The organism is Brevibacterium aurantiacum (genome assembly GCF_900169065.1).
GTDB classification, from domain to species: domain Bacteria; phylum Actinomycetota; class Actinomycetes; order Actinomycetales; family Brevibacteriaceae; genus Brevibacterium; species Brevibacterium aurantiacum.
Genome location: NZ_FXZB01000004.1, coordinates 153,218 through 174,762, shown reverse-complemented (window position 1 = coordinate 174,762; position 21,545 = coordinate 153,218). Strand labels below are relative to the sequence as shown.

Here is a 21,545-nt window from a genome sequence, read left to right as displayed (position 1 = left end):
GCACCTGAGAGGTGCCCCTTTCTTGAACGGGAATGTTGACTTCGAACATCATCATTTTCCCAGTTCAGAAGGGGCATTTCCATTTCACGCGCGGCTTGATCCGGCTACTCGCATCGGTGGATCAAGGTTAAGCGCTTCTTCAAGAAGTACACCCACTTCTCGGGCCGCGCATCGCGCAGCGAGTTCTGGTGGATGGCGCTGTTCGCTTTCCTCGTGCAGCTCATTCCAATGATTCTGATCACTGTCGGCGCAATCATGGCGGCTAGTTCCGCGGCGATGGTCGATCCCTACGATCCGGCTGCTGCACAGGCTGCTATGTCGGGTCCCGGCGTGATCATCGCTGGAATCGGCTATGTCATCGGCGGTCTCATCGCTCTCGCCATGATCATCCCGAACCTGGCGATCACGTGGCGTCGCCTGCACGACGCGAACTTCGCCGGACCGTTCTTCTTCCTCAGCTTCATTCCCGGAGTCGGCGGTCTCATCGTGTTCGTCCTCGAGCTCCTGCCTTCCAAGCCTGAGGGCCAGCGCTTCGACGTCTGATCGTCTGAACGTTCTCGTCTGAGCGGGGCTCTGATCGCAGAGCCCGGGCCTCAAACGAACTGAAGCTGCCGCATGCATACCCTGCATGCGGCAGCTTTTTGCTGTGCGGGAACAGCCTGAGCATCGTCGTAGGCGTTGCTTCGCCGATTCGTACACGCCAATTCATACGCTCAGCGCCGTTTCGCACCTCGCCTGCTAAGTCGCACCGTTCCCGCTACCTCATACAGCTAGTTTCACTTTGCGACCTGGGGCTACTAAAACCTACTGGTGCAGATGTAGGGCGTGAAGCTGACTGGGCGTATTGCTCCCGGCGACGCCGCCCTCGTAGCAACGCCCTCACCCCGCCGCTACGCCAGAAGACCCCCTCGCGCTCATGGACTTCACAAATGACCACACCATCGCGGCGAAGACGATCGCCCAGACTGCCAGCGCGATCCAATACCACTGAGCGCCGATCCAGGAGATGATCGGCACATCGTCGACCTTCCCCACGTTCGTGCTCGCCCCGGAGTACATCCCCAGTGGGAAGACCATGCTCCACAGCCCGGCCGAGTACCCCAGGGGGATGCGATGTCCGAAGTGTCGCCACAGGCCGGCGATGACTAGTGCTGGGATGAGCCAGGTCGAGATCGACCACAGGATCGCCGAGGCGCCCGCGATGATGACGGTCGTCGCCGCAAGGATCGGCGCAGTCCCACCCTCGAGGATCTTCGAACCTGCGACCACTGAGATCGCCAGTGCGCCCATCATCACCCAGTACGGGGCATCGAGGTCCTCCGGGCCGATGCGGTGGAGCAGCGCCCTCATCCCGACGAAGGCGGCACAGAGGAGGTAGAGCCCGATGCCGACGCTCCAAGCGATGACAGCGATGACGGCAAGGGCGGAGCTGAGATTGACGCCAGACGCAGCCTCCGGGGCTGGCAGGTGTGCCATCAGCCCGGATGCGGCGACGGCAACTGACTGAGCCGCAACCACGCAGACGAACCAGGTGCCGTTGACCTGCGTGAGAATGGGAGACTTCGATGAGCCGAGCACGGCGGAGAACGGGATGAGGTAGCCCAGAATCAGCAAGGCGATGAGGCCGACGCTGAAGACGACGAGGGCGACGCGGAAATGTGCTTGGCCCTCCAGAGCGGTGGCCAGGACATTGGTGGCTGCGACGAAGGTGAAGAACCCGAAGGCCTTCGACGGATTGTGGAGATCGGCACGCAGCTCCTCGTTGTGCACGCAGGCACGCCAGATGACGAGCGAGAGGAAGAAGACGTAGAGAACCACGGCCAGCCAGAAAAGGATCGTTGAGAGTGCGGTCAGTCCCTTGAGGTGTGCGCCGACGGACATGATTCCGGTGGCCATGACGGACGCGAAACATCCTGGTGTGACCGTCCCCGGGCTCAGCCCCCACCTTGTCTGCAGGTGTGCCAAGTTCGTCTGTCCGTTGCTCATTTCTCCATTATCGACTTTTTGTGGGATTGGAGACATTCGCCGCATTTTGAAGACGGTAAGCAATTTCGGCACTATAGTTACTCATGAGTGACTTGACCTGCGTCAGACGGAACGGCTCCGTGCGAGCCTATGTGGCGTAATGTGCTTGGCAGCGGAGCATGCCTGAACCGCGTTCCCCGCGTCATCGGCCAGCGCAATGGGTCGACAGAGTCGCACACTTTGGGGGCAACAGGAATGCAGAGCACTTCGCAGACGCTCGTCGATGAGACGGAGCAGGCGGTCAGCCACGTCAGTCTTCGCGGATGGGGGCTGTCGGGAAAGCAGGGGGACGTGTTCTCCGGCCTCGACCTTGACGTCCCGCGCGGTTCGGTCGCCATCATCCAAGGTGCTGCCGGGTCCGGCAAGACATCCCTCTTGCTCTCGATCGCTGGACGCATGCGCGTGACTTCCGGCGAGGGGCATGTGGGCGAACTCGACATCCGTAAACAGCCTCGCCTCGTCCGCGAGCAGGTCACAGTCGGCCACATCGCCGGTCTCACCGACCTCGAGAACGACTTCACTCTCGCCCAGCACATCGCCGAACGGCTGATCATGCTCCAGCCCTGGTACAAACCCTGGGTCTCGAAGTCCTCCCTGCGCGAGGTCATCGACGTCATCCGCGAGACCTTCGCCTCCGCCACCGGGGTGATCGACCGTCTTCCCGAGGGCAACTTCTCCACATCTGATGCCAAGGACGCCGATTTCCTCATCGACGACGAGGGCAAAGCCTTCGTCTCCGAGCTCACCGAGCTGCAGAAGTTTCTCCTTGAGCTCGGCCTTGCCAGTCTCGCTCAGGCACCGGTCGTCGTCCTCGACAACATCGACTATCTGCGCGAGCGCGAAGACCGTGCCCGCGCCTGGGCGGCCATCCTCATCTACCAAGAGCTGCGCCGCAAACGCGATCCCGAGCATCCACTCACGGTCATCGCGTCCTGCGAGGACTCCTCCGATGTCGACCTCGTCCTCGACGCGTTGTCCACGGAGGTCTCACCCACCTCGGTGAGCACATTGCAGCTCACCCAACATCCCCGCCACTGAGTCGCCGGACTCAGTCACCGAGGTGGGCGACTCGGACCGTGGCCCGCTTCCACCAGCTTTTCGAATCTGTCGACGACAATAAGGTGCTTCTTCGATGTTCTCTCTGCCTTGGCTCGAGCTCAGCCGTTTCAAACGACACACGATCACTCGCCTGGCGATCATCGTCGTCGCGGTCATCCCCGCGATCTACGGTGGACTGTACCTGGCCTCGAACTGGGCCCCGACGGACAACCTTGACCAGCTCCAGGCTGCCGTGGTCAATACCGATGAAGGCGCGGAGAAACCTAACTCCGACGGCGAGAAGCTCCAGGCCGGCGACGAGCTCGTCGACAAGATCACTCCCGAAGGCGAAGGCGGATTCGACTGGCAGGAAACTTCGCTGAAGGAGGCCAACGACGGCCTGGCCGAAGGCAAGTACTTCGCAGTCCTCGAGATCCCATCGAACTTCTCGAAGCGTCTGGTCTCAACCGGGGGAGACGACCCTGAACAGGCAGGACTGAACCTGCGCACCGACGATGCACACAACTTCATCGTCGGACAGATGGCCGGAACCATCCTCAACGAGATCAAGTCAGGACTTAACGAGACCACGACGGCCGAATACGTCTCCGAGGTCTACCTCGGCTTCAACGACATCCACTCCTCGACAGAGCAGGCCGTCGACGGCGCCTCCCAGCTCAACGACGGCGCGACCGACCTCCACGAGGGGACGGGCGAACTCTCCGACGGCGCGCATACTCTCGACAAGGGAGTAGGGACGCTGCAGACCGGAATCGGCGATCTCGATGAGGGAGCAGGAGAGCTCGAAAAGGGCAGCGGAGACCTCAAGACCGGGGCCGACAAATTGGCCAAGAGCACCACCGAGGCGAAGAACGGTTCGAAGAAACTGGCGACCGGGGCCGGACAGGTCGCCGATGGAACTTCGCAGCTGCGCGACACCGCGGACGAGACCACGGACAAAGCCGAGGACCTGCGCGATCGCGCCGACGACCTCGTCGAGGGAGCACGCCCCAAGCTGAACCAGGCGGAAGACGACTTCGACTCGGCGCGGAACACGGTCAACGGCGATATGGACGACCGGGTCGCACAGCTGCGTGAAGATTATCCCGATGACCCGAATGTGCAGAAACTCGCTGACGACATGGACAACCTCGGCGGGGATCTCGACAAAGCCCACGGGCGGGCATCGAAGGCCGCAGATGAGGCCAAGGATCTGGAGGATCCGGTCAAGGACGCCGTCGATGACGTCATGGGCAAGATCAGGGAAGCCGATAAGAAGATCGGCAAACTCGACGATGGGGCGCAGAAGGTGGCCACCGGGGCCGATGACCTGCACTCCGGACTGATCAAACTCGACGCCGGTGCGGGAGACCTGGCCAAGGGCGCCGGCGACCTCAACGACGGCGTCATCCAGCTCAAGGACGGCACCGAGAAGGCCAAGACCGGTGTCGCCGACCTCAAGGACGGATCCTCGCAGCTGGCTGACGGCTCCGACGAACTCGACAAGGGTGCGAATAAGCTCGTCGATGGTTCGGGAGAACTCGCCGACAAGCTCGCCGACGGGCTCAAACAGATCCCGACCTATGACAAGTCTGATCGCGAGAACCGATCGGATGTCGTTGCGGTGCCTGTCGACGCCGAGAAACTCAAGGACAATGCTGTGGACGCCTACGGTGAGGGCCTGGCTGCATTCTTCGTCTCCCTGGCCCTGTGGATCGGCGGCATGATCACCTATATGGTCATCAACGCGATTCCGTATCGCGCGCTGATGTCATCGGCGAAGTCCTCCCGCATCGCGTGGGCCGGCTACGTGCCCGGCATCCTGTTCGGAGTCGCCCAAGTCGCGGTGCTATATGGAGTGCTCACCTTCGCCCTCGACTTCTCCGCAGGCAGCTGGATATGGACCCTGCTGTTCTCGATGCTCGTAGCGGCCAGCTTCCACGCGGTCCACCAACTCTGCGTCGCGGCCTTGGGAGGTGTCGGCAGACTGGTCGCCCTGGTCCTCCTCATGGTCCAGATCGCCTCGGCGGGAGGCACCTACCCGGTGCAGACGGCGCCGAGCATCTTCCAGATCATCTCGCCGTTCCTGCCGATGACCCACGCGGTCAACGGTCTGCGGACCCTGATCGCCGGCGGGGACATGTTCATCGCCGCGCAGTCGGCGGTCGTGCTGCTGCTGATGACCGCGATCTGTCTGGTGGCAACCATGTTCGTCTGCGGCCGGAAACGGATGGTCACGCTGACCCAGCTCCACCCGAGCCTGTCGCTCTAAGGTTCCGGAGCGTTGGACCCATTCCTCGCCGAGGTGGTCAATCGTCATCGAAATATCTCAGGTACCGCTGAGGTTCATGGAGGAATCGCCTCCAGTGATCGACCATATCGAGACGGTCCCATGTGGATTCGCGCAGCCCCCACTCGCCGACCTCGACGAGTTTGGCTCCCTCGGCCCGGGCCAGGACGGGGGAGTGGGTGGCCATGATGGTCTGCAGCCCCGCGCGATCTCGCTCTCGGATGAGCTGCAGGAGCGTCAGCGAAGCAGTGAAGGACAGTGCGCTCTCCGGTTCGTCGAGAACCCACAGCCCTAAGTCCATGAACTTCCCTGACAGCATCTCGATGAACATCTCGCCGTGTGACTGCTGCGAGTAGTGGTGGCCGCGCATGGCGCCGATCTCCATCAGGTAGGCCATGTTCTCGTGCATAGTTTCGGCGCGGAGGAAGAATGCGCCGCGCTTCGAAGCGGCACCGCGCACGATCTGCACGTGCTCGCTCAGCTCAGGAACCTCCTCAGCGTGGTCGCGCACTTCCCATCCCGTGCCGCCACCGTGCGGGAGGTCGAGAGCGGTGGCCAGCGCTTCGATGAGCGTTGACTTGCCTGAGCCATTCTCACCGACGAAGACGGTGGTGCGCTCGAACTCAAAGCCGTCCAGAAAGTCATGCACAGCAGGAAGCTCACGCAGCCAAGGGCTGAGCTCTGGCGGGGAGTGTGCATGTTTGGTCACCGATCGCAGCGGCAGATCTACCCGGGAATCCATGTGTCCGAATGTAGACGTCGGCACGGACATGACAATTCCGGGCAACGTCGCCGAGGCGGCTGGCGAAGACAGCTAAACTTCTACCCGAACGCCAACCGCAGGGCCAAGATCACCAGCACCACGGCGATGAGCACGTCGAGAACCTGCCACACCCGCGGCTTTGCAAGGAAGCGCGAGAGCCCACGGGCGCCGTAGCCGATGCCGAGGAACCAGGTGAGAGATCCGAGCATCGCCCCGATCGTGAACGGCAACGCTCCTCCTGGCCCCTGCTGATTCGCCAGATTGCCGAGCATGACGACGGTATCGAGGTAGACCCCAGGATTGAGGAACGTCAGTGCCAGGGTCGTCGCGATGATGGACTTCAGGCTGCGCTGATGCGTATCTGCCTCGAGCCCCGATGCCTCGCGCGCAGATTTCAGGCTGCCCCACGCATACCAGAGCAGATAGGCCACACCCAGCCACCGCAGAATCTCCAGAGCCCACGGAGCCAGCAGCACGATCGCACCGATGCCCACCGTGCCAGCTCCGATGAGCAGCACATCGGCGAGGATGCAGATCGTGAGCACCACGCCGAGATGCTCACGCCGAATTCCCTGCCGCAGGACGAGCGCATTCTGCGGACCGACGGCGATGATGAGCGACCAACCGGCGAGGGTTCCGCTGACGAGATGAGTGAGCACTCGAAAAGACTATGGCGCGCAGGCGGATAAGAAAAACAACAGAATCTTCATCTGATGCACAATTACTTCATGAACATCGATCACGTCAAAGCTCTGGCCGCCGTCGTCGACGAGGGCACGGTCGAAGGTGGAGCGTTCGTCCTGGGCGTCACGCCATCGGCGACGAGTCAGCGCATCCGCACGCTCGAATCCCGCATCGGGCAGGTGCTCATCCGTCGCACGAACCCGATCACCGTCACCGAGGCGGGGGAGGCGGTCCTGAAATATGCGCGGGAGATAGAGCTCCTCGAGTCCGAAACCATGGACCGTCTGCACGGCATCGACATCGACGCTCCCGACGGCATCGGCAAGGACGCCGGTGCAGCGCCCAACCAGAGAAGGCGAGTCCCGACAGTGCTGCGCATCGGTGTCAACGCCGATTCGCTCTCGACGTGGTTCCGTCCGATCTTCGCCGAGGTGGCCGACTGGGACGATATCGTCATCCGCATCGAGGTCGCCGACCAAGACAAAGCCCTGCCGCTGCTGACGTCGGGGGAGGTACTGGGCACCATCACCTCGGCGGAGGTCGGTGGGTACGGCACCCAGGTGCAGAAGCTCGGTTCGATGCGCTACGTCGCCGTCGCGACGAAGGGCCTGCTCGCGAAGTACGGCGCCGAGGTTGACGGTGGATCATTCGCCGAGGTGGATCTCGGATCCCTGCCCATGGTGAACTTCGGCAAGGACGATGACCTGCAGTTCACCTATCTCAGGCGCGCCGGAGTGACGACGATTCCGCCGATGTCGGTGGTGCCCAGCTCCTGGGAGTTCGCGGCCGCAGTCGAGGCAGGGGTCGGGTGGGGGCTGATCCCGATCACGCAGCTGGGAGATCTCAGCAAGGACCTCGTGCCGCTCTCGTCCGAACCGAACATCGACGTTCCGCTCTATTGGCATCATTGGAACCTCGCCTCGGAGAAGCTCGGCCGACTTACCGAGGCCCTGCACCGAGCCGCCGCCCAGATGCGCTGACGCTCGACCCAGCTGGCACGTCTACCGTTGCGCGCCAGGTACCGGTTCGAGCACCTTCGCGATCAGCCACCTGAGCTGATCGAGCGCGGCATCGACGGTGACGCGCTCGGGAGTAACGATCGAATGCAGAGCCAGCCCATCGAGCATGGTGAACAGGGCAACGGAGATGGCGGCCACCTCGGCGGGGTCGATATGGCCCTCCTCGGACAGCATTCCGAGCCACCGATGCAGGCATTCATAGGTGAAGTCGTGCCCGTACTCGAGGAGCCTGCGGGACACTTCGCGCCGGTCGGGGCCGAGTGCACTCAGATGCATCGTGAACCACAGCTCGAGCTGCATATCGCGGTGCTCGTGCGTGGGGAGGAACTGCGCGCAGCACTCGAAGAGACGATCGGCAGGATCCAGTTCGGAATCAGAGATTGAGAAATCTTTGACTGCCGTCTTCATCGAACCCCGGGCGATTGCTTCGTGCAGGTCAGCCTGGGTCGGGAAGTAGTGGCGCAGCGTCGAGGCACCGATCCCGGCCTCCTTCGCAACTGCCCGCACGCTGAGGCTGATCTGCCCAGGCGGGCCCTGTTCGGCCAGGCGGATTGCCGCAGAGATGATGTCATCGCGTCGTGACATTGCTGCTCCTCTCGGTCTCGCACTGCAGTGTCCCTTCCTGTATAGTACAGCGTACTGGCACACTGTGCTAGAAAGTCGGGTTCCAGGTCTGAAATGGATCGTGGGGTCGGACGCAGAACCTCGACCGTGACTCCGCCCTAGTGAAAATGGAGCCCAAGAATGATCGAATCCATCCAGAATTTCGCCGACTCGTTCCCCGACTGGCTGCAATGGGCCGGGGTGCTGCTCGTCTCCGCGATCCCCTTCGTTGAGTCCTACTTCGGTGCCGTCATCGGTGTCGCCATCGGCCTGCACCCGGTCGTCGCGATCCTCGTGGCCGTCATCGGCAACGTGATCTCGATGCTCGCCTTCGTATACGGAGCCGGGGCCATCCGCGACAAGGCGACGAAAAACAAAGACAAAGACGCTGAGCCCTCGCAGAAGCGCCAGAGACTCAAACGCATGTTCGACAAGTTCGGTGTCCCCGGAGTCTCCCTGCTCGGCCAGACTCTCCTGCCTTCGCAGATCACCTCGATGGCCATGGTCGGATTCGGTGCCAACCGCAATATCGTGGCCTTCTGGCAGATCATCTCGATCATCCTGTGGGGCGTGCTCTTCGGTGTCCTCGCCACCCTGGGAATCGAGCTCGCGCTGAGGTGATGAGGCAGAAGCTGAGCGGGCGGGCCAGGGGCTGAGCGGCTGCGTCAGTGCTCCCGCCTAGACTGGGCCCATGACGGAATCCACCCCGAGCACAGGGACCATCGACGCCGACGAATTCGCCGTTCAGGCTCAGCGGATCCTCGCCGAGCTCACCGCGAATCCCGACGCCCAGTTCCGCGACGGCCAGCTCGAATCGATCCGCGACCTCGTGGTCGAGAAGAAGCGCGTCCTCGTGGTGCAGCGGACAGGGTGGGGCAAGTCAGCTGTGTATTTCGTGGCAACCAGAATGCTGCGCGCGGCAGGCACCGGACCCAGCCTCATCATCTCCCCGCTGCTGGCCCTCATGCGCGACCAGATCGCTGCGGCCGAACGTGCCGGAGTGCGCGCGGCCAGCCTCAATTCCTCGAACGTCACCGAATGGGACACCGTCCTCGATGACCTCAGGGCAGGAAATCTCGACGTCCTGCTCGTCTCGCCCGAGAGACTGAACAACCCGCAGTTCCGTGACGAAGTTCTGCCGCAGCTGCTGGCCTTCCTCGGCCTCATCGTCGTCGACGAAGCCCACTGCATCTCCGACTGGGGCCACGACTTCCGCCCCGACTACCGGCGCATCGGACACATCCTGTCCGAACTTCCCGGCAACACCCCCGTCCTCGCCACGACAGCCACAGCCAACTCCCGGGTCGTCACCGACGTCGCCGAACAGCTCGGCCAGGACACCACCGTTGTCCGTGGCGAGCTCGCCCGCGACTCCCTCCGACTCGGGGTCCAACCCGGGCTCGACGCAAGCGCGCGCATCGCCTGGTTGTCCTCCCACCTCGGTGATTTCACCGGTTCGGGAATCATCTACACACTGACGGTCAGCGCAGCCGAGGACATCACCCGAATCCTGCGCGACCAGGGGCATGAGGTTCGTGCCTACACCGGCCGCACCGATGCTGAGGAGAGGGCCGAACTCGAGCAGCAGCTCAAGGACAACCGCATCAAGGCGCTCGTGGCCACCTCGGCGTTAGGAATGGGCTTCGACAAGCCTGACCTCGGCTTCGTCGTCCACGTTGGCGCCCCGTCCTCAGCCGTCGCCTACTACCAGCAGGTCGGTCGTGCCGGTCGTGCCACGGACTCCGCGGATGTCCTGCTTCTGCCCGGAGCAGAGGATCAGGAGATCTGGAACTATTTCGCCACAGCGTCGATGCCCAGCCAGACTGATGCCAATGCCGTGCTGCAGTCCCTCGCCGAGGCGGACGGCCCCCTGTCCGTGGCCCGCTTGGAGACGCTGGTCGGCACCAAGCGCACCCGGCTGCAGCTGCTCCTGAAGACCCTCGAGGTCGAGGACGCCGTGACCAAGATCAAGGGCGGCTATGTCTCGACGGGCCGCGGCTGGACCTACGACCAGGAGCGATACGAGAAGGTCGCTGCAGTGCGCGCGGCCGAAGCGCAGGCGATGCTTGACTACGAGTCGACGCGCGAATGCCGGATGGAATTCCTCATCCGCCAGCTCGATGACCCCGAGCCCAAGCCATGCGGACGCTGCGACAACTGCGCCGGAGCCTGGTGGTCGGCCGAGATCTCGGACGAGAACAGGCAGGCGACAGCAGGGACTCTGCATCGCATCGGCCTGCCCATCGACCCACGCAGCACCTGGCCCAGCGGCATGGCCAACATCGGCGTCCCGCTCAAGGGCCGCATTCCCGCGGGAGAGCTGGCAGCCGAAGGGCGAGCCATCGCCCGACTCAGCGACCTGGGGCAGGGGCAGACCCTGCGATCCTTCCTCGCTCCGGACGCTCCCGATGCCGAAGTGCCCGCGCAGATCGGCAAATGGTGCCTTGAGGTCCTGGCCCAATGGAACTGGGAGATCCGCCCCGAAATCGTCGTCTCGGTGCCAAGTGCGCGCAGGCCCACGACGGTGAGATCGTTGGCGGCGAATCTGGCCTCGGTCGGCAGACTCATCGACGGGGGAGAGCTGCTGCAGGTCCATGATCACGGCAGCCCTGAAGTCAACAGTGCCTTCCGCGTGAAGGATCTCTACGATGCCTTCGTCGTCCCGCCCGAGATCGAAGAGGCAGTGGCCGGTAAAGCGGTACTGCTCGTCGACGACGAGGTGGTCTCTCGCTGGACGATGGCGATCGGGGCGCGACTGCTGCGACAGGCGGGAGCAACAGCAGTGCTGCCATTCGCACTCGCACTGCGCGCCTGAGCTCAGCGTGCCGCGCGCATGTCCTTGACCAGCTTCGGCGTTCTCCAGCGACCGATCTCTGAGGCCTACTGCGTCCACGGGTAGGAAAGCCGGACGAGGTAGTAGTTGACGTATTCGGCGATTCCGAACACCCACACGACGATGACGACCACAGCCGCCAGCGGCGTCGATGGAAAGTTGGCGATCACTCCTGCTAACCCGGCGAGCAGGATGAGCGGGTTGATGATTCGCAGTCCGCGGAATAGTCGAGCCAGCTGCAACGGCATTCGACCAGGGCCGATCCAGGTCCGCGCGAGCAGCCAATAGACCCCTGCCTGGATGAGAACGAACTCCAGCGGCATGAGGGCGAACCACAGCGCCGCGCCCGCTCCTGCTCCCGCAGAGTCGAGTCGCTGCTGCAAGACGAAGGCGGCCGCCGCAAATGCTGCGACGGCCGCCAGCTCGCCAAGTCCCAGGCTCAGATATTTCCGCCTCAGCCTGGAGAAGCGATCTCTCACGGATTCTGTTGGAGTTGGAAGGTCGCCCCTTCCGGATCGGTGACGGTGACGATGCGACCATAGGGTGAATCCTCGGGGCCCGCGAGCGCCTTGCCGCCGAGTTCAGCCACCCGTGCTGCGGTGGCATCGGCGTCCTCGACATTGATGTAGTCACGCCAGAAGGAGACCTGTGTCCATTCGCTGGCGTCGCAGATGCCGGCCACGGCATTCTCCTCGGCGCCATGGGTCGAATAGGGGAACCCCTCCATCGCCACGATGTCGAATGAGAAGACGTTGCGGTAGAACTCCTGGGCGACGGGATAGTTAAGTGTCATGAGCTCGAACCACACCGGAGTTCCGGGCGTGAGTGGGGTGTCGAACCCGGTGAAGTTGCCGGGCTGCCACATGCCCACACCTGCACCCGTGGGGTCGGTGATGACCGCCATCTGTCCCAGCGGTCCGACGGACATGGGTTCGGCGATGGGGGCCGCGCCGGCGGTGAGCGCCGCCGCGTAGGTGCTGGCGATATCGCTGGTGTGGAGGTAGGTCGTCCACATCGCCGGAATCATCGGGTTCGGAGTGCCGTCCATATTCACGGCACGCATGGCACCGCCGACAGCGGCGCCGTCCTTCGTGATCATGTTGTAGTGGCCGAAGTCAGGTCCCTGATCCTCGAACTCCCACCCGAAGATCTCGGAGTAGAACTTCGTCGTGGACTCGAATTCGTGGCAGGTGTAATCGATCCAGACGGGCTGTCCTTCACGGAGATTCTCAGGCATTGCGGCTCCTCATCATTGCGGTTGGCGATCTGCTGGTGATTGCGTTCGGTGGCCGCGGAAACAGCGGCTGATATCAGTGCCAGTTCCTGGTGAACTCTGCGAAGTAGTCGCGCACGGTCGCCTGCAGCAGCGGGCCGAAGGTCACACGACTCACCCCGAGATCCTGCAGCTGGGAGAGATCGAGTTCATCGGGGACAGCTCCCTTGACGGGGTGTGCCGTGACATTGAGCGGCAGCGCTACCTCGGACAAGATGGTCTTGAGGGTGTCCGTGTTCGGCAGTCTGACGGGGTAGACGGAATCGGCACCCGCTTCGGCACAGAGATTGAGACGTCGGATCACCTCGGCGGTGGGATCTTCGAACTGATCAGGGTTCTTGAACACGTCGGTGCGGGCATTGATGACCACATGCACTCGCTGCGCATCGGCGGCCCGACGGAGATCACCGATGTATTCGGCATGTTCCTCGGTACTGCGCATCCGACCCTCACTGTGCACCGTGTCCTCGATGTTCACGCCCACCGCTCCCGCCTCGAGGAGGCCAGCAATGAGGTCCGGCGCCGAGGTGTCGTAGCCGGATTCCAGGTCAGCAGAGACCGGGACATCGACAGATCCGCACACACGGGCGATGCCCGCCAACGCTTGGCTCAGGCTCATCGCCTCACCGTCCGCGGCACCCAGAGAATCGGCGAGCGGGTGGGAGCCGATGCTTAAGGCCTCGAAGCCCGCTTCCACCATTGCACGAGCCGACCAGGCGTCCCACACCGTCGGCAGAACGAGGGGACGATTCTGCTGGTGGGCTTCGAGCAGAGTGGAGGCGCGTTCGGCGAGAACAGAGAAATCGGTCATGTCCAACACTGTGGCACCGATTGATGGCTACGATCCAGTAACCTGGCGATTTCACCCGAAGGTTTCAGACTTATTCACCCTGCGTGGACAGCCGGTTTCACCGCCTCGACATGATCACAGCCGTGGCGTGCGGGGAGGCTCCTCACGCCGGTCGCCGGTGGCTTCGAAGGCCGCGGCGAGTTCGATGAGCTTCGTGTCATCCCAGCCGCGGCCCGAGATCGTCAGCCCGATGGGAATGCCGGTGTCGGTCATCGTGCCCATCGGCACCGTCACCGAGGGGATGCCCAGATGCCGGGGCACCAGGTTGCCGTTGGCGACCCAGGTGCCGTTGCGCCAACCCAGATCGGCCGAGGCCTCGTTGACATCCATATCGGCCGGTCCCACGTCGGCCATCGCCGGGTAGACGACGGCGTCGAGTTCGTTGGCGTCCATCCACTCTTCGAGGTCGATCCGTCGTGTGACTTCGAGGCCTCGAACACCGTCTTCGAGCTCAGGGATCTCCGTCACCGAGGTGTAGGGGCGGTCCGCAGCCAGCTGCGGGTATTCGGCGATGTCGTCGTCGAACCCGGTGTAGCGGTCCGGCAGGGCACCGTCCGGGTGGGGGAAGATCCTCGTCCCGTCCACCTCAGCGAGGGAGGACAGCTTCGGGTCACCGTTGGCGGCGAGGAAGTCGTCCCAGGCCCACGCGGAGAGATCATTGATCTCGCGATCGAGGTAGTCGGCGCTGACGATGCCGCGCGTCTTGATGGTCGGAGCACCGTGGCGATCGCCTTCGTAGTTGCTCACGACGGGGAAGTCGGTCTCGACCACCTCTGCACCGGCGGCCTCAAGGTCACGGCGGGCGGTCTCCCAGGCAGCGATCACCGAGGCTCGGGTCTCGACCCGCTGTCCCGTCGGTCCGCCGATGCCGCCCTCGGGGTTCGTTCCGGCCTCGGGGTCCGCGTTGATGTACATCTTCGGGATGCCGAAGCGTTTGCCGGCCAGAGTCGAGCGTGCCGCCTCGGCATCGGTGGGAAGCAGTGTGGCATAGGAATCGGGGCGGATGGCAGAAGCGGCGGGAATCTCGACCCAGGGCTGGACTCGCCAGAAGTCGCCGCGAGTCTCGGTGTCGTCGGCGACGATGATGTCGAGAACCTCGCAGAGGTCGGCCATCGATCGGGTGTGGGGGACGACGACGTCCATTGTCGGCACCAGGGGCCAATTGCCGCGCACCGAGATCACTCCGCGAGAAGGGGTGTAGGCGACGAGTGCGTTGTGTGAGGCCGGAGCCCGTCCCGAGGACCAGGTCTCTTCGCCGAGTCCGAAGGCGGCGAAGTTCGCAGTCGTCGCTGTACCGGAGCCGTTCGACGATCCCGAGGCGAAGGCGCTGGTCAGCCATTCGGGGTTATAGGGGCTTTCGGCTCGACCGTAGAGACCGCGCTGCATGCCGCCGTTGGCCATCGGCGGCATGTTGGTCAGCCCCAGACAGATAGCCCCGGCGCCGCGGAGGCGTTCGACGGTGAAGGCGTCTTTGCCCGCGATGAGCTCCGCGAACGCGGGGGAACCGGCGGCCACAGTCAGGCCGGTGACCATATAGCTGTCCTTCGCGGTGTACGGGATCCCGTCGAGGGGGCCCAGCGCGTGACCGCGGGCACGTCGCTCGTCGGAGGCGGCCGCCTCGGCGAGAGCCTCCGGGTTGGCTACGATCACGGAGTTGAGCTTCGTCTCGGTGTCGGGGCCGTCGAAGGCGGCGATGCGCGCCTGGTAGGCCTCGACCAGCCCCACCGAGGTGGCGGTTCCGTCCTCGAGTGCCTGTCGCAGTGAGGCGATGGATGCTTCGACAACATCGAACTTCGTCATTCGCGATTCCTCCGTGCAATTCGAGCGCTGGTCCGCGGTTGCGGATGTGTTCGTGCCTACCAGTATGTCCCAGAGCTCGCGGGATCTGACTTCGAATTCCGTTGCTCGCCGCCGCGGAACCTGTCATCCACGCGTAGCATCGGGGGTATGACGATCAGCGCGATCATCCTCAGCGGCGGCCGCTCGAGTCGATTCGACGGAGCCCACAAGCCCGCAGTCGAACTCGGCGAGGCGACCGTCATCTCCCGCATCCTCGGCGCTGTCCGGACGCTCGATCCCACCGCGGAGGTGTGGGTTGTCGGATCAGTGGAGGGGCTCTCAGCTGGGGAGGAGAAAACAGTGCATCACATCCGTGAAGAGCCGGAGTTCGCCGGACCCCTCGCCGGTATCGCCGCTGCCGGTGAGAGGATGCATAGCGCGTCGTCGACAGCCGATGCGGTCGACACGAATCCTGTGGCTCTGACGCGATCGCAGCCCTCCCTGGCCCGAGATGCCGCGAGTGTGACCCTCGTGCTGGCGGGCGACATGCCTCTCATCACCCCCGGCCACCTCCGAGAACTCGTCGACTACTGCCGGGGAACCGGGCTGCCGGCGGCCGGAAGCGATGATCGGGGCAAGACCCAGTTCCTCTGCGCCGCGTGGCCGCGCGGGCTCCTCCTCTCACGCCTCGCTGAGGTCGGCGACCCCGTGAACGCGGCGGTGAAGCTCCTATACGCCGGTGTCGAGACAACCAGGGTCCACGTCGACGCGGAGGTCATCGCCGACTTCGACACCGTGGAAGAACTCGACCGCATCCGCGCCCGATTCGACTCAGAGCTCTGAGACGCACTCGATTTGATCAGAATGGGCAGAGTCGAATCAACTCGCCTGCCCCTGTTCTCTGATCTCCTTGATCCGCTCGAGGACTTGTTCGGGCACGGCGTCGGCGGGAACCTCCGAGAACAGTGCCTGAGCGGTCGGGACATCCCCGGATCCGTCCCAGAAATCTGCTCCGACGACCGGAACCGTCGGGATGTCCTCACCAAAGTCCAGTGAGTCTTCCCCTCGATGCCCGATCAGCCAACCATAGTGTTCGGCGGTATTGCGGATCGGCTGGTATGCCTCATCCGTTGTCAGTTCTGTCCGTTCGTCGAAGATGATGCCGGCGATTCTGTGTTCCGCAAAGATGCGTACCCAGTCCGCGTAGTAGACGGCCGCGAATTCGGCCGAATCATCGTCGAAGCTCTTGTCAGAGTCCGGATTGGCCGCGCGATCGGCCGTAATGAGCAGAGCCTTCGGTGACGAGAGATGGAGTAAGACTGGTGCGTTCTGCGTCTTGGACGCAGTGAAGACAAGATCGCGCACCTTTTCTTTGAGCGCCTCGTCGCCCAGCATTGTCCTCGTTGCGTACCCGGTTCGGGTCTTCGCCGCCATCGTCTCGAGCAGTGTCGTGTTGTGCGCCAGCTCGTCCTGTAGCAGCTGATCGATCCGGATGAGGGCGACGTCCGGTTTGAGCAGCATCTGAATGCTAGAGAGGTGATTCGAGAAGGCGGTGGCGTCGCTCCAGGGGACATCTTTGTCTTGGAGCAGAACTCGCTTGGCGTAGTCGGCCGCGTCGAGGAGTAGCCGAGGTGTTTTGTCGTTGCTGGTGAGCAGTGCTGTGAGCCGGTCTGACATCATTCTTCCTAACGCTTGTGGGTGTGACGATGGGTGTTGCAGTGCCTATTGTGGTTGTGGTGATCGGGGATGCCCGGAACCCGACTCTGGAGCAGAGCCGGGTTCCGGGCATCCGTTCCGCTGGTCCACGGCTCTCGATGGGCCAGCGGCCTCAACGAGGCTGGGGTCCCAATGGGCCCGGGCCCGGCGTGCGGGCGTCAGATCCGATGCGGAATGACTTCGTTGTATTTCTCTTCCAGCTCCCTGATTCGGCTCTCGAGGTTGTTGATCTTCACAACGTGCCTGTTCGGCATGAAGATGATCGGTATCTCTTCGAGTCTTCCTTGCACCTGCGTCGCGCCATGATGATCCCAGACCGTGGCGAACAGGTGTTCGTTGTTCTCCTGCCCCCAGGAGCCGAAATAGGGCACATCCGTCGGCGGCTCTTCGGTGACGAACTCCTTGACGAACTCGGCGTAGGGTTTGCTCCGTTTGATCCGGGCCCGACGCTCATCCGCGCGAAGCTGCTCCGTCTGCTCCACGTCGACGACGAAGGTCTCCGGGTTCCACGAGATTCGGTAGATGTCGCGAGCCACCTGTTCCGAGATGCGATCGAGCTGTAGATCCTCGACGACGAGTTCCGGGTCGCGTTCCAGCACATCCCCGTAGCCGCCTCCCGCACCTTGGGCGATCATGTAGAGTTCGCCTTCCTGTGCGATGTCGAACTGCAGGCCCATGTGATAGGTCGAATAGGTCCCACCTTCGAAGGGCTGCTCGTTCATCACCCGTTCCATGGACAGATCGAACTGCGAGGGATCCTTCTTCACGATGTCGAAGATGTTGATTCCTTTGACCATCGCGAGTGGGTAAGTGGGGCATCCGTACCCGCCGAAGAGCCCACACACGGAGGAGAATTTCGCCCCCGAGGTCACCGTCATGAATCCCCAGCTCGGAGTATTGCGGGCCGCGACGATCATTTCGTAGCCCATTCCGCTCCGGTACTTGCCGAACCCCTGGTTGTCACGGACGACGCGCTTGCTCACCAGCTGCAGGAACGGTACTTCCTCTTCCATCACCTCCTGCTCACCGGTATCGGCCATGGCGCAGAACAGCGGAGCGACCGAGTCCTCTCCGTCTTGGAAGGGCTTGGCACCGCCGCTCATGCCGTTGAGATCCGCGCAGAGGTTTCCGACTTGCTCCCCGTGCTGCGTGGTCCCGCCCCAGAGGAAGTCGTTGATCTGGTTGAACCAGGGGGCGAGCACGTTGGAATACTTCTCGGGCACAGAGAATTGGAGCTTGGCGTAGGCAATCTGCAGAGCGCTGAATCCACGGAACGAAGCCTGCAGGTTCTGGCCCGTCGGAGCGTCATAGCTGCAGTCCCCCCAAGTGCCCTCATCCGAGATGATCTCGATGGGGGATAGGGCACCAGTCGAACGCGGCAGGTCGGGCCACCAGTACGACAAAATCGCTTGTGAGACGAAGGCCTTCGTCGACGCCAGCGGAGAATTGATGGCCCGGTTGATGATCTCCGGTCCCGTTCCTCGCAGATCCACGATGAGCCGCTCGCCCTTGACCGTGATCTTGCAGGCGAACTTGATGAGGATGTTCTCCTTCAGGGTCGAATCGACGAACTGGTTGACGGTGACCGTGCCATCGGGCATCTCCAAGACGCGACGGCGCACCTCCTGCTCGACGTCTTCGACCGTCATTCGGATCGAGCCGACGAAGGTTTCGACCCCGAACTCACCGATGGATTGATCGACGATGTCCATCACGCGCTTGACCGCGCCCATCTTGACTTTGATGTCGGCGAGCATGAGCTTCGGATCACGAGTCGAATGTTGAAGGAAGGTGAGCAGATCGCGACGCAGCCTACCTTTTTCGACGATCTTCATCGGCGACCCGCGCAGACCGTCGTCAAAGGGCGTCTCCGAGCCGGACGGCATGCCGCCGGGCTCGCAGGCGCCGTTCTCGCCCTCGTGGATGGTCGCACCGACCCAGGCGATGATTTCACCTTCGCGCATGACGGGAACGAGCATCGACTGGTCGGTGTTGTGCACCATTCCGAAGCGAGCATCATTGTGGAAGAAGCCGTCGCCGGGATTGATACCGACTGAGGGCTCGTCCTTCCAGTACTTCATGATGTGTCGGATCGGATGGTGGAGGACGGCGGAGAATGCGATGACGCCGCGATTCGACATATAGGCAACATCCCCTGCCGCGGTGTATACGGCGACGGAGAGGTCCGCCCACTTTGCGCCCGGTGCGGCACCCATGCTCTCGCACATCTCGAATGCTTCGTCGAGAGCACCGGCCAGGCGCCGGCGGATGCGGTCAGCCACCAGCGGATCGAGATCGTGGGCGAGTATGCGTTCTTCAAGAGGACTTCGCTGCGCGATGCTGTGCTCCCGCATAATCTCCGGATCCGGCCCGATGAACAGCGTTGTGTCGTTCATGAAGGCGTCGACCCACTCCTGCTCTTCGGCAGTCAGATGGGTTTCAGGGGTCGGGTGTGAGTGTGCGTGTGTCTGCTGTGATGATTCTGTGGTGGTCATGGTCATTCTCCTTTATTCGATCGGCGAAGACGGGGAGCCCTGAGAGGCCGACTCATTGAGCAGCCAGACTGCGCCTTGCGGCGTCGGCTCGACGCGCCAACCGCGTTCGACCAGATAGGTGGTGTTCTCTGTGGTGATGACGGCGGGGCCGTGAACGACATAGTTCTCGTGCAGTGCCCCGGCATCGTAGATCGGTGTCTCGAGAGCCTCGTCTTCACCGACGAAGTGGACTTCTCTGTGTTCGACGGACTCTGGAACCGTGCGGTCTCCGCCATACTCGAGATCGTCGAATCGCACGACTTCTCCTTCAATGTAGGAAGCCACCCGCACCGTCTGCACCCGGACTCCTGCCTCGGGAGCTTGGGTGCCCTGTCCATATCGATCTCCGTAGATGTCAGAGAACTTGCGGATCACGCTGAGGACGTCGCCGACGCTGTCGATTCGATTGATCTTGAATGTCACGGCCGTGGTCACAAGCTGGTTTCCATAGCGCATGTCCATTTCGAGACGATGTTTGACTTCGTCGCTTGCATATCCCTGGCGGACCAGATCTTCGCGTCCGCGTCGTTCGAGCTCCTCGATGTAGCCGTTCAAACGCTCATACTCATCGAACAGCGAGCGGGTGATCGGATCGTAGAGCACCACATAGGAGCTGCGTTCGTGAATGTGCAGCGGCTTGAGGTTGCCTGCGCCAAGCGCGGAGAAGACAGACGCGAAGGGTGGGAAGAGGATGCGGGAGATACCGGCCCGGGCGGCGATGCCGCACGCGTGGAGCGGTCCATTTCCTCCGTAAGCCACCATTGTGTAATCCTCAACCGTGCCGCCGCGCGAACGCAGCTCCATCTCGATGCCGATTGCCATCTGCTCGTCGACGGTGCGCTTGATCACCTTCGCCGCGTCGACCGGTTCGAGGTCGAGTTCGTCGCAGAGAGCCTCTTCGATGGCGAAGCGGGACCGCTTCGGATTGAGCTTGATGAAGCCGTTGGCATAGTTGTCTGGATCGAGGTAGCCGAGCAAGAGGTCTGCATCGGTGACCGTCGGCGACAGACCACCTCGGTCGTAACAGGCGGGCCCGGGATCCGATCCTGCGGATTCAGGTCCGACGCTGACGGATTTGTGAATGCGGTCGTAGCTGGCGATCGATCCACCGCCTGCGCCGAGGGTGTTGAGGTGGACCATCGGAACGGAGACAAGCCAACGACCGATCGTGGGTTGGAAGTCATAGTGCTGAACTCCGCCCTCGGGTACGAGCCCGATGTCGAAGGAGGTGCCGCCCATGTCCATGGAGACGACGTCGCCGATGCCCGTGCTTTCCGACAGGTGCTGTGCTCCTCCGACGCCTGCAATCGGACCCGAGTGGATCGTCTGCAGGGCATCAGTCGAGTTCGACTGTGCCATTCCGCCGGAATTATGTATGACGAGCATCGGCTTCTCATAGCCGGCCTCGCGGAGGTTCGCGGACAGTTGGTTGAGCGCGTGGAACATCGTCTGGTGAAGGAAGGCGTCGATGATCGTCGAGTTCGCCCGGACGTATTCGCCCTTCCGGCCCGAGACCTGGCTGCTGAGCAGTACGGGGATGGACCCGAGCTCGTGCGCCGGATAGTCATCGAGGATGACCTCGAGGATCTCCTGTTCGTGTGAGCCGTTCTCGGTTGCATTCGTCAGAGCCACGACGATCGCCTCGGCTCCGTTGTCGACGAGCTCTCGCACCTGCTTGCGCACGTCATCGGGTTGGACGGCGACGAGAACGTCGCCGACGGAATCGACCCGCTCTTTCACTGCTCGCACCAGATTGCGCGGAACGAGAGGTGTCGGCCTCTCAGCGTCGGCCATATCGCCCTGTTTCTGAGGGTCGAGGCCGGCACCGTATCCCTTGGAGCGGGAGATGTGGATGGTGTCCTCAAATCCGTGGGTCACGATTGCCCCGACCCTGGGGCCTTTGGCTTCGATCAGAGCGTTGGTGCCGAGGGTGGTGGCGTACCGGACTGAGTCGACCTCTTGCAGTACGTCTTTGCGGCTGAGGCCTGCAAGGGAGCAGGCGTTCTCAAGCGCGGCGTTGAATCCGAGAGCGAGATTGTGGTGCGTGGTCAGCGCCTTGGACTCGATGTAGTGTTCGTTCCACGCGAAGAAGCAGTCGGTGAACGTACCGCCGATGTCTACTGAGATTCGTTTCATTG

The 21,545-nt window shown here is 62.8% G+C and carries 18 protein-coding genes; 7 read left to right on the top strand and 11 right to left on the bottom strand.

Annotation, left to right across the window (positions count from 1 at the left end; all coding sequences use genetic code 11):
- The first annotated feature begins 192 nt into the window (after positions 1-192).
- Positions 193-543, top strand: a complete 351-nt coding sequence (locus tag BAUR9175_RS04395) for a DUF805 domain-containing protein (protein ID WP_444500374.1) — start codon at positions 193-195, stop codon at positions 541-543.
- A gap of 336 nt (positions 544-879) precedes the next feature.
- On the opposite strand, the gene BAUR9175_RS04390 is transcribed toward BAUR9175_RS04395, so the two are convergent.
- The gene (locus BAUR9175_RS04390; protein WP_165770318.1) at positions 880-1,986 is read right to left on the bottom strand and encodes a tellurite resistance/C4-dicarboxylate transporter family protein; all 1,107 of its coding nucleotides are present in this window, start codon (positions 1,984-1,986) and stop codon (positions 880-882) included.
- Positions 1,987-2,220: 234 nt separating this feature from the next.
- Between BAUR9175_RS04390 and BAUR9175_RS04385 the strand changes: the two genes are divergently transcribed.
- Positions 2,221-3,063: an ATP-binding cassette domain-containing protein gene (locus BAUR9175_RS04385; protein ID WP_009884317.1), complete on the top strand. Its 843-nt coding sequence runs from the start codon at positions 2,221-2,223 to the stop codon at positions 3,061-3,063.
- Between the two features lie 94 nt (positions 3,064-3,157).
- Entirely contained in the window at positions 3,158-5,335 is a 2,178-nt protein-coding gene (locus BAUR9175_RS04380) for a YhgE/Pip domain-containing protein (protein WP_101556582.1), read from the top strand.
- A 37-nt stretch (positions 5,336-5,372) separates the two neighbouring features.
- Here the strand turns inward: BAUR9175_RS04380 and BAUR9175_RS04375 are convergent, their stop codons facing one another.
- Together BAUR9175_RS04375 and BAUR9175_RS04370 are read right to left on the bottom strand one after the other, a co-directional pair.
- The gene (locus BAUR9175_RS04375) at positions 5,373-6,095 is read right to left on the bottom strand and encodes an AAA family ATPase (RefSeq protein WP_009884315.1); all 723 of its coding nucleotides are present in this window, start codon (positions 6,093-6,095) and stop codon (positions 5,373-5,375) included.
- Between the two features lie 80 nt (positions 6,096-6,175).
- Positions 6,176-6,775, bottom strand: coding sequence for a LysE/ArgO family amino acid transporter (locus tag BAUR9175_RS04370; protein ID WP_009884314.1), 600 nt, complete (start codon positions 6,773-6,775; stop codon positions 6,176-6,178).
- A 69-nt stretch (positions 6,776-6,844) separates the two neighbouring features.
- Here BAUR9175_RS04370 and BAUR9175_RS04365 point away from each other — a divergent pair, with 69 nt between their 5' ends.
- Positions 6,845-7,780: an ArgP/LysG family DNA-binding transcriptional regulator gene (locus BAUR9175_RS04365; RefSeq protein WP_069601455.1), complete on the top strand. Its 936-nt coding sequence runs from the start codon at positions 6,845-6,847 to the stop codon at positions 7,778-7,780.
- A gap of 21 nt (positions 7,781-7,801) precedes the next feature.
- Here BAUR9175_RS04365 and BAUR9175_RS04360 read toward each other — a convergent pair whose 3' ends face one another.
- Positions 7,802-8,404, bottom strand: coding sequence for a TetR/AcrR family transcriptional regulator (locus tag BAUR9175_RS04360; protein ID WP_101583056.1), 603 nt, complete (start codon positions 8,402-8,404; stop codon positions 7,802-7,804).
- A 159-nt stretch (positions 8,405-8,563) separates the two neighbouring features.
- Between BAUR9175_RS04360 and BAUR9175_RS04355 the strand changes: the two genes are divergently transcribed.
- On the top strand, positions 8,564-9,043 hold the full coding sequence (locus BAUR9175_RS04355) for a hypothetical protein (protein WP_009884311.1): 480 nt from the start codon (positions 8,564-8,566) through the stop codon (positions 9,041-9,043).
- 70 nt (positions 9,044-9,113) lie between these two features.
- On the top strand, positions 9,114-11,237 hold the full coding sequence (locus tag BAUR9175_RS04350; RefSeq protein WP_096146250.1) for a RecQ family ATP-dependent DNA helicase: 2,124 nt from the start codon (positions 9,114-9,116) through the stop codon (positions 11,235-11,237).
- Positions 11,238-11,302: 65 nt separating this feature from the next.
- Here BAUR9175_RS04350 and BAUR9175_RS04345 read toward each other — a convergent pair whose 3' ends face one another.
- From BAUR9175_RS04345 to BAUR9175_RS04330, 4 genes are all read right to left on the bottom strand, one after another.
- Positions 11,303-11,734, bottom strand: a complete 432-nt coding sequence (locus BAUR9175_RS04345) for a hypothetical protein (RefSeq protein WP_205677676.1) — start codon at positions 11,732-11,734, stop codon at positions 11,303-11,305.
- Positions 11,731-12,492: a VOC family protein gene (locus BAUR9175_RS04340; RefSeq protein ID WP_069600983.1), complete on the bottom strand. Its 762-nt coding sequence runs from the start codon at positions 12,490-12,492 to the stop codon at positions 11,731-11,733. Before BAUR9175_RS04340 ends, BAUR9175_RS04345 begins: the two co-directional genes overlap by 4 nt.
- A gap of 73 nt (positions 12,493-12,565) precedes the next feature.
- Positions 12,566-13,339: an isocitrate lyase/PEP mutase family protein gene (locus BAUR9175_RS04335; protein WP_096146252.1), complete on the bottom strand. Its 774-nt coding sequence runs from the start codon at positions 13,337-13,339 to the stop codon at positions 12,566-12,568.
- A gap of 114 nt (positions 13,340-13,453) precedes the next feature.
- A complete protein-coding gene (locus tag BAUR9175_RS04330) occupies positions 13,454-15,178 on the bottom strand; it encodes an amidase (RefSeq protein ID WP_096146253.1) in 1,725 nt (574 codons plus the stop codon).
- Positions 15,179-15,325: 147 nt separating this feature from the next.
- Here BAUR9175_RS04330 and mobA point away from each other — a divergent pair, with 147 nt between their 5' ends.
- A complete protein-coding gene (mobA, locus tag BAUR9175_RS04325; RefSeq protein WP_069600980.1) occupies positions 15,326-16,000 on the top strand; it encodes a molybdenum cofactor guanylyltransferase in 675 nt (224 codons plus the stop codon).
- A 36-nt stretch (positions 16,001-16,036) separates the two neighbouring features.
- Here the strand turns inward: mobA and BAUR9175_RS04320 are convergent, their stop codons facing one another.
- From BAUR9175_RS04320 to BAUR9175_RS04310, 3 genes are all read right to left on the bottom strand, one after another.
- On the bottom strand, positions 16,037-16,837 hold the full coding sequence (locus BAUR9175_RS04320; protein WP_125178419.1) for a hypothetical protein: 801 nt from the start codon (positions 16,835-16,837) through the stop codon (positions 16,037-16,039).
- 194 nt (positions 16,838-17,031) lie between these two features.
- Complete coding sequence (locus tag BAUR9175_RS04315; RefSeq protein ID WP_206430638.1) at positions 17,032-19,368, bottom strand: hydantoinase B/oxoprolinase family protein; 2,337 nt, start codon at positions 19,366-19,368, stop codon at positions 17,032-17,034.
- A gap of 12 nt (positions 19,369-19,380) precedes the next feature.
- Positions 19,381-21,543 (bottom strand): hydantoinase/oxoprolinase family protein, encoded by a 2,163-nt coding sequence (locus tag BAUR9175_RS04310; RefSeq protein WP_069600978.1) that lies wholly within the window; start codon positions 21,541-21,543, stop codon positions 19,381-19,383.
- Between the last annotated feature and the right edge of the window lie 2 nt (positions 21,544-21,545).

What these genes read in the sequence shown, in the direction of transcription:
- BAUR9175_RS04385 (WP_009884317.1), top strand. Translation starts at nt 2,221, where the DNA reads ATGCAGAGCACTTCGCAGACGCTCGTCGATGAGACGGAGCAGGCGGTC.
- BAUR9175_RS04335 (WP_096146252.1), bottom strand. Translation starts at nt 13,339, where the DNA reads ATGACCGATTTCTCTGTTCTCGCCGAACGCGCCTCCACTCTGCTCGAA.
- BAUR9175_RS04390 (WP_165770318.1), bottom strand. Translation starts at nt 1,986, where the DNA reads ATGAGCAACGGACAGACGAACTTGGCACACCTGCAGACAAGGTGGGGG.
- BAUR9175_RS04320 (WP_125178419.1), bottom strand. Translation starts at nt 16,837, where the DNA reads ATGATGTCAGACCGGCTCACAGCACTGCTCACCAGCAACGACAAAACA.
- BAUR9175_RS04395 (WP_444500374.1), top strand. Translation starts at nt 193, where the DNA reads ATGGCGCTGTTCGCTTTCCTCGTGCAGCTCATTCCAATGATTCTGATC.
- BAUR9175_RS04355 (WP_009884311.1), top strand. Translation starts at nt 8,564, where the DNA reads ATGATCGAATCCATCCAGAATTTCGCCGACTCGTTCCCCGACTGGCTG.
- BAUR9175_RS04330 (WP_096146253.1), bottom strand. Translation starts at nt 15,178, where the DNA reads ATGACGAAGTTCGATGTTGTCGAAGCATCCATCGCCTCACTGCGACAG.
- BAUR9175_RS04350 (WP_096146250.1), top strand. Translation starts at nt 9,114, where the DNA reads ATGACGGAATCCACCCCGAGCACAGGGACCATCGACGCCGACGAATTC.
- BAUR9175_RS04340 (WP_069600983.1), bottom strand. Translation starts at nt 12,492, where the DNA reads ATGCCTGAGAATCTCCGTGAAGGACAGCCCGTCTGGATCGATTACACC.
- BAUR9175_RS04315 (WP_206430638.1), bottom strand. Translation starts at nt 19,368, where the DNA reads ATGACCACCACAGAATCATCACAGCAGACACACGCACACTCACACCCG.
- BAUR9175_RS04360 (WP_101583056.1), bottom strand. Translation starts at nt 8,404, where the DNA reads ATGTCACGACGCGATGACATCATCTCTGCGGCAATCCGCCTGGCCGAA.
- BAUR9175_RS04375 (WP_009884315.1), bottom strand. Translation starts at nt 6,095, where the DNA reads ATGGATTCCCGGGTAGATCTGCCGCTGCGATCGGTGACCAAACATGCA.
- BAUR9175_RS04310 (WP_069600978.1), bottom strand. Translation starts at nt 21,543, where the DNA reads ATGAAACGAATCTCAGTAGACATCGGCGGTACGTTCACCGACTGCTTC.
- BAUR9175_RS04365 (WP_069601455.1), top strand. Translation starts at nt 6,845, where the DNA reads ATGAACATCGATCACGTCAAAGCTCTGGCCGCCGTCGTCGACGAGGGC.
- BAUR9175_RS04380 (WP_101556582.1), top strand. Translation starts at nt 3,158, where the DNA reads ATGTTCTCTCTGCCTTGGCTCGAGCTCAGCCGTTTCAAACGACACACG.
- mobA (WP_069600980.1), top strand. Translation starts at nt 15,326, where the DNA reads ATGACGATCAGCGCGATCATCCTCAGCGGCGGCCGCTCGAGTCGATTC.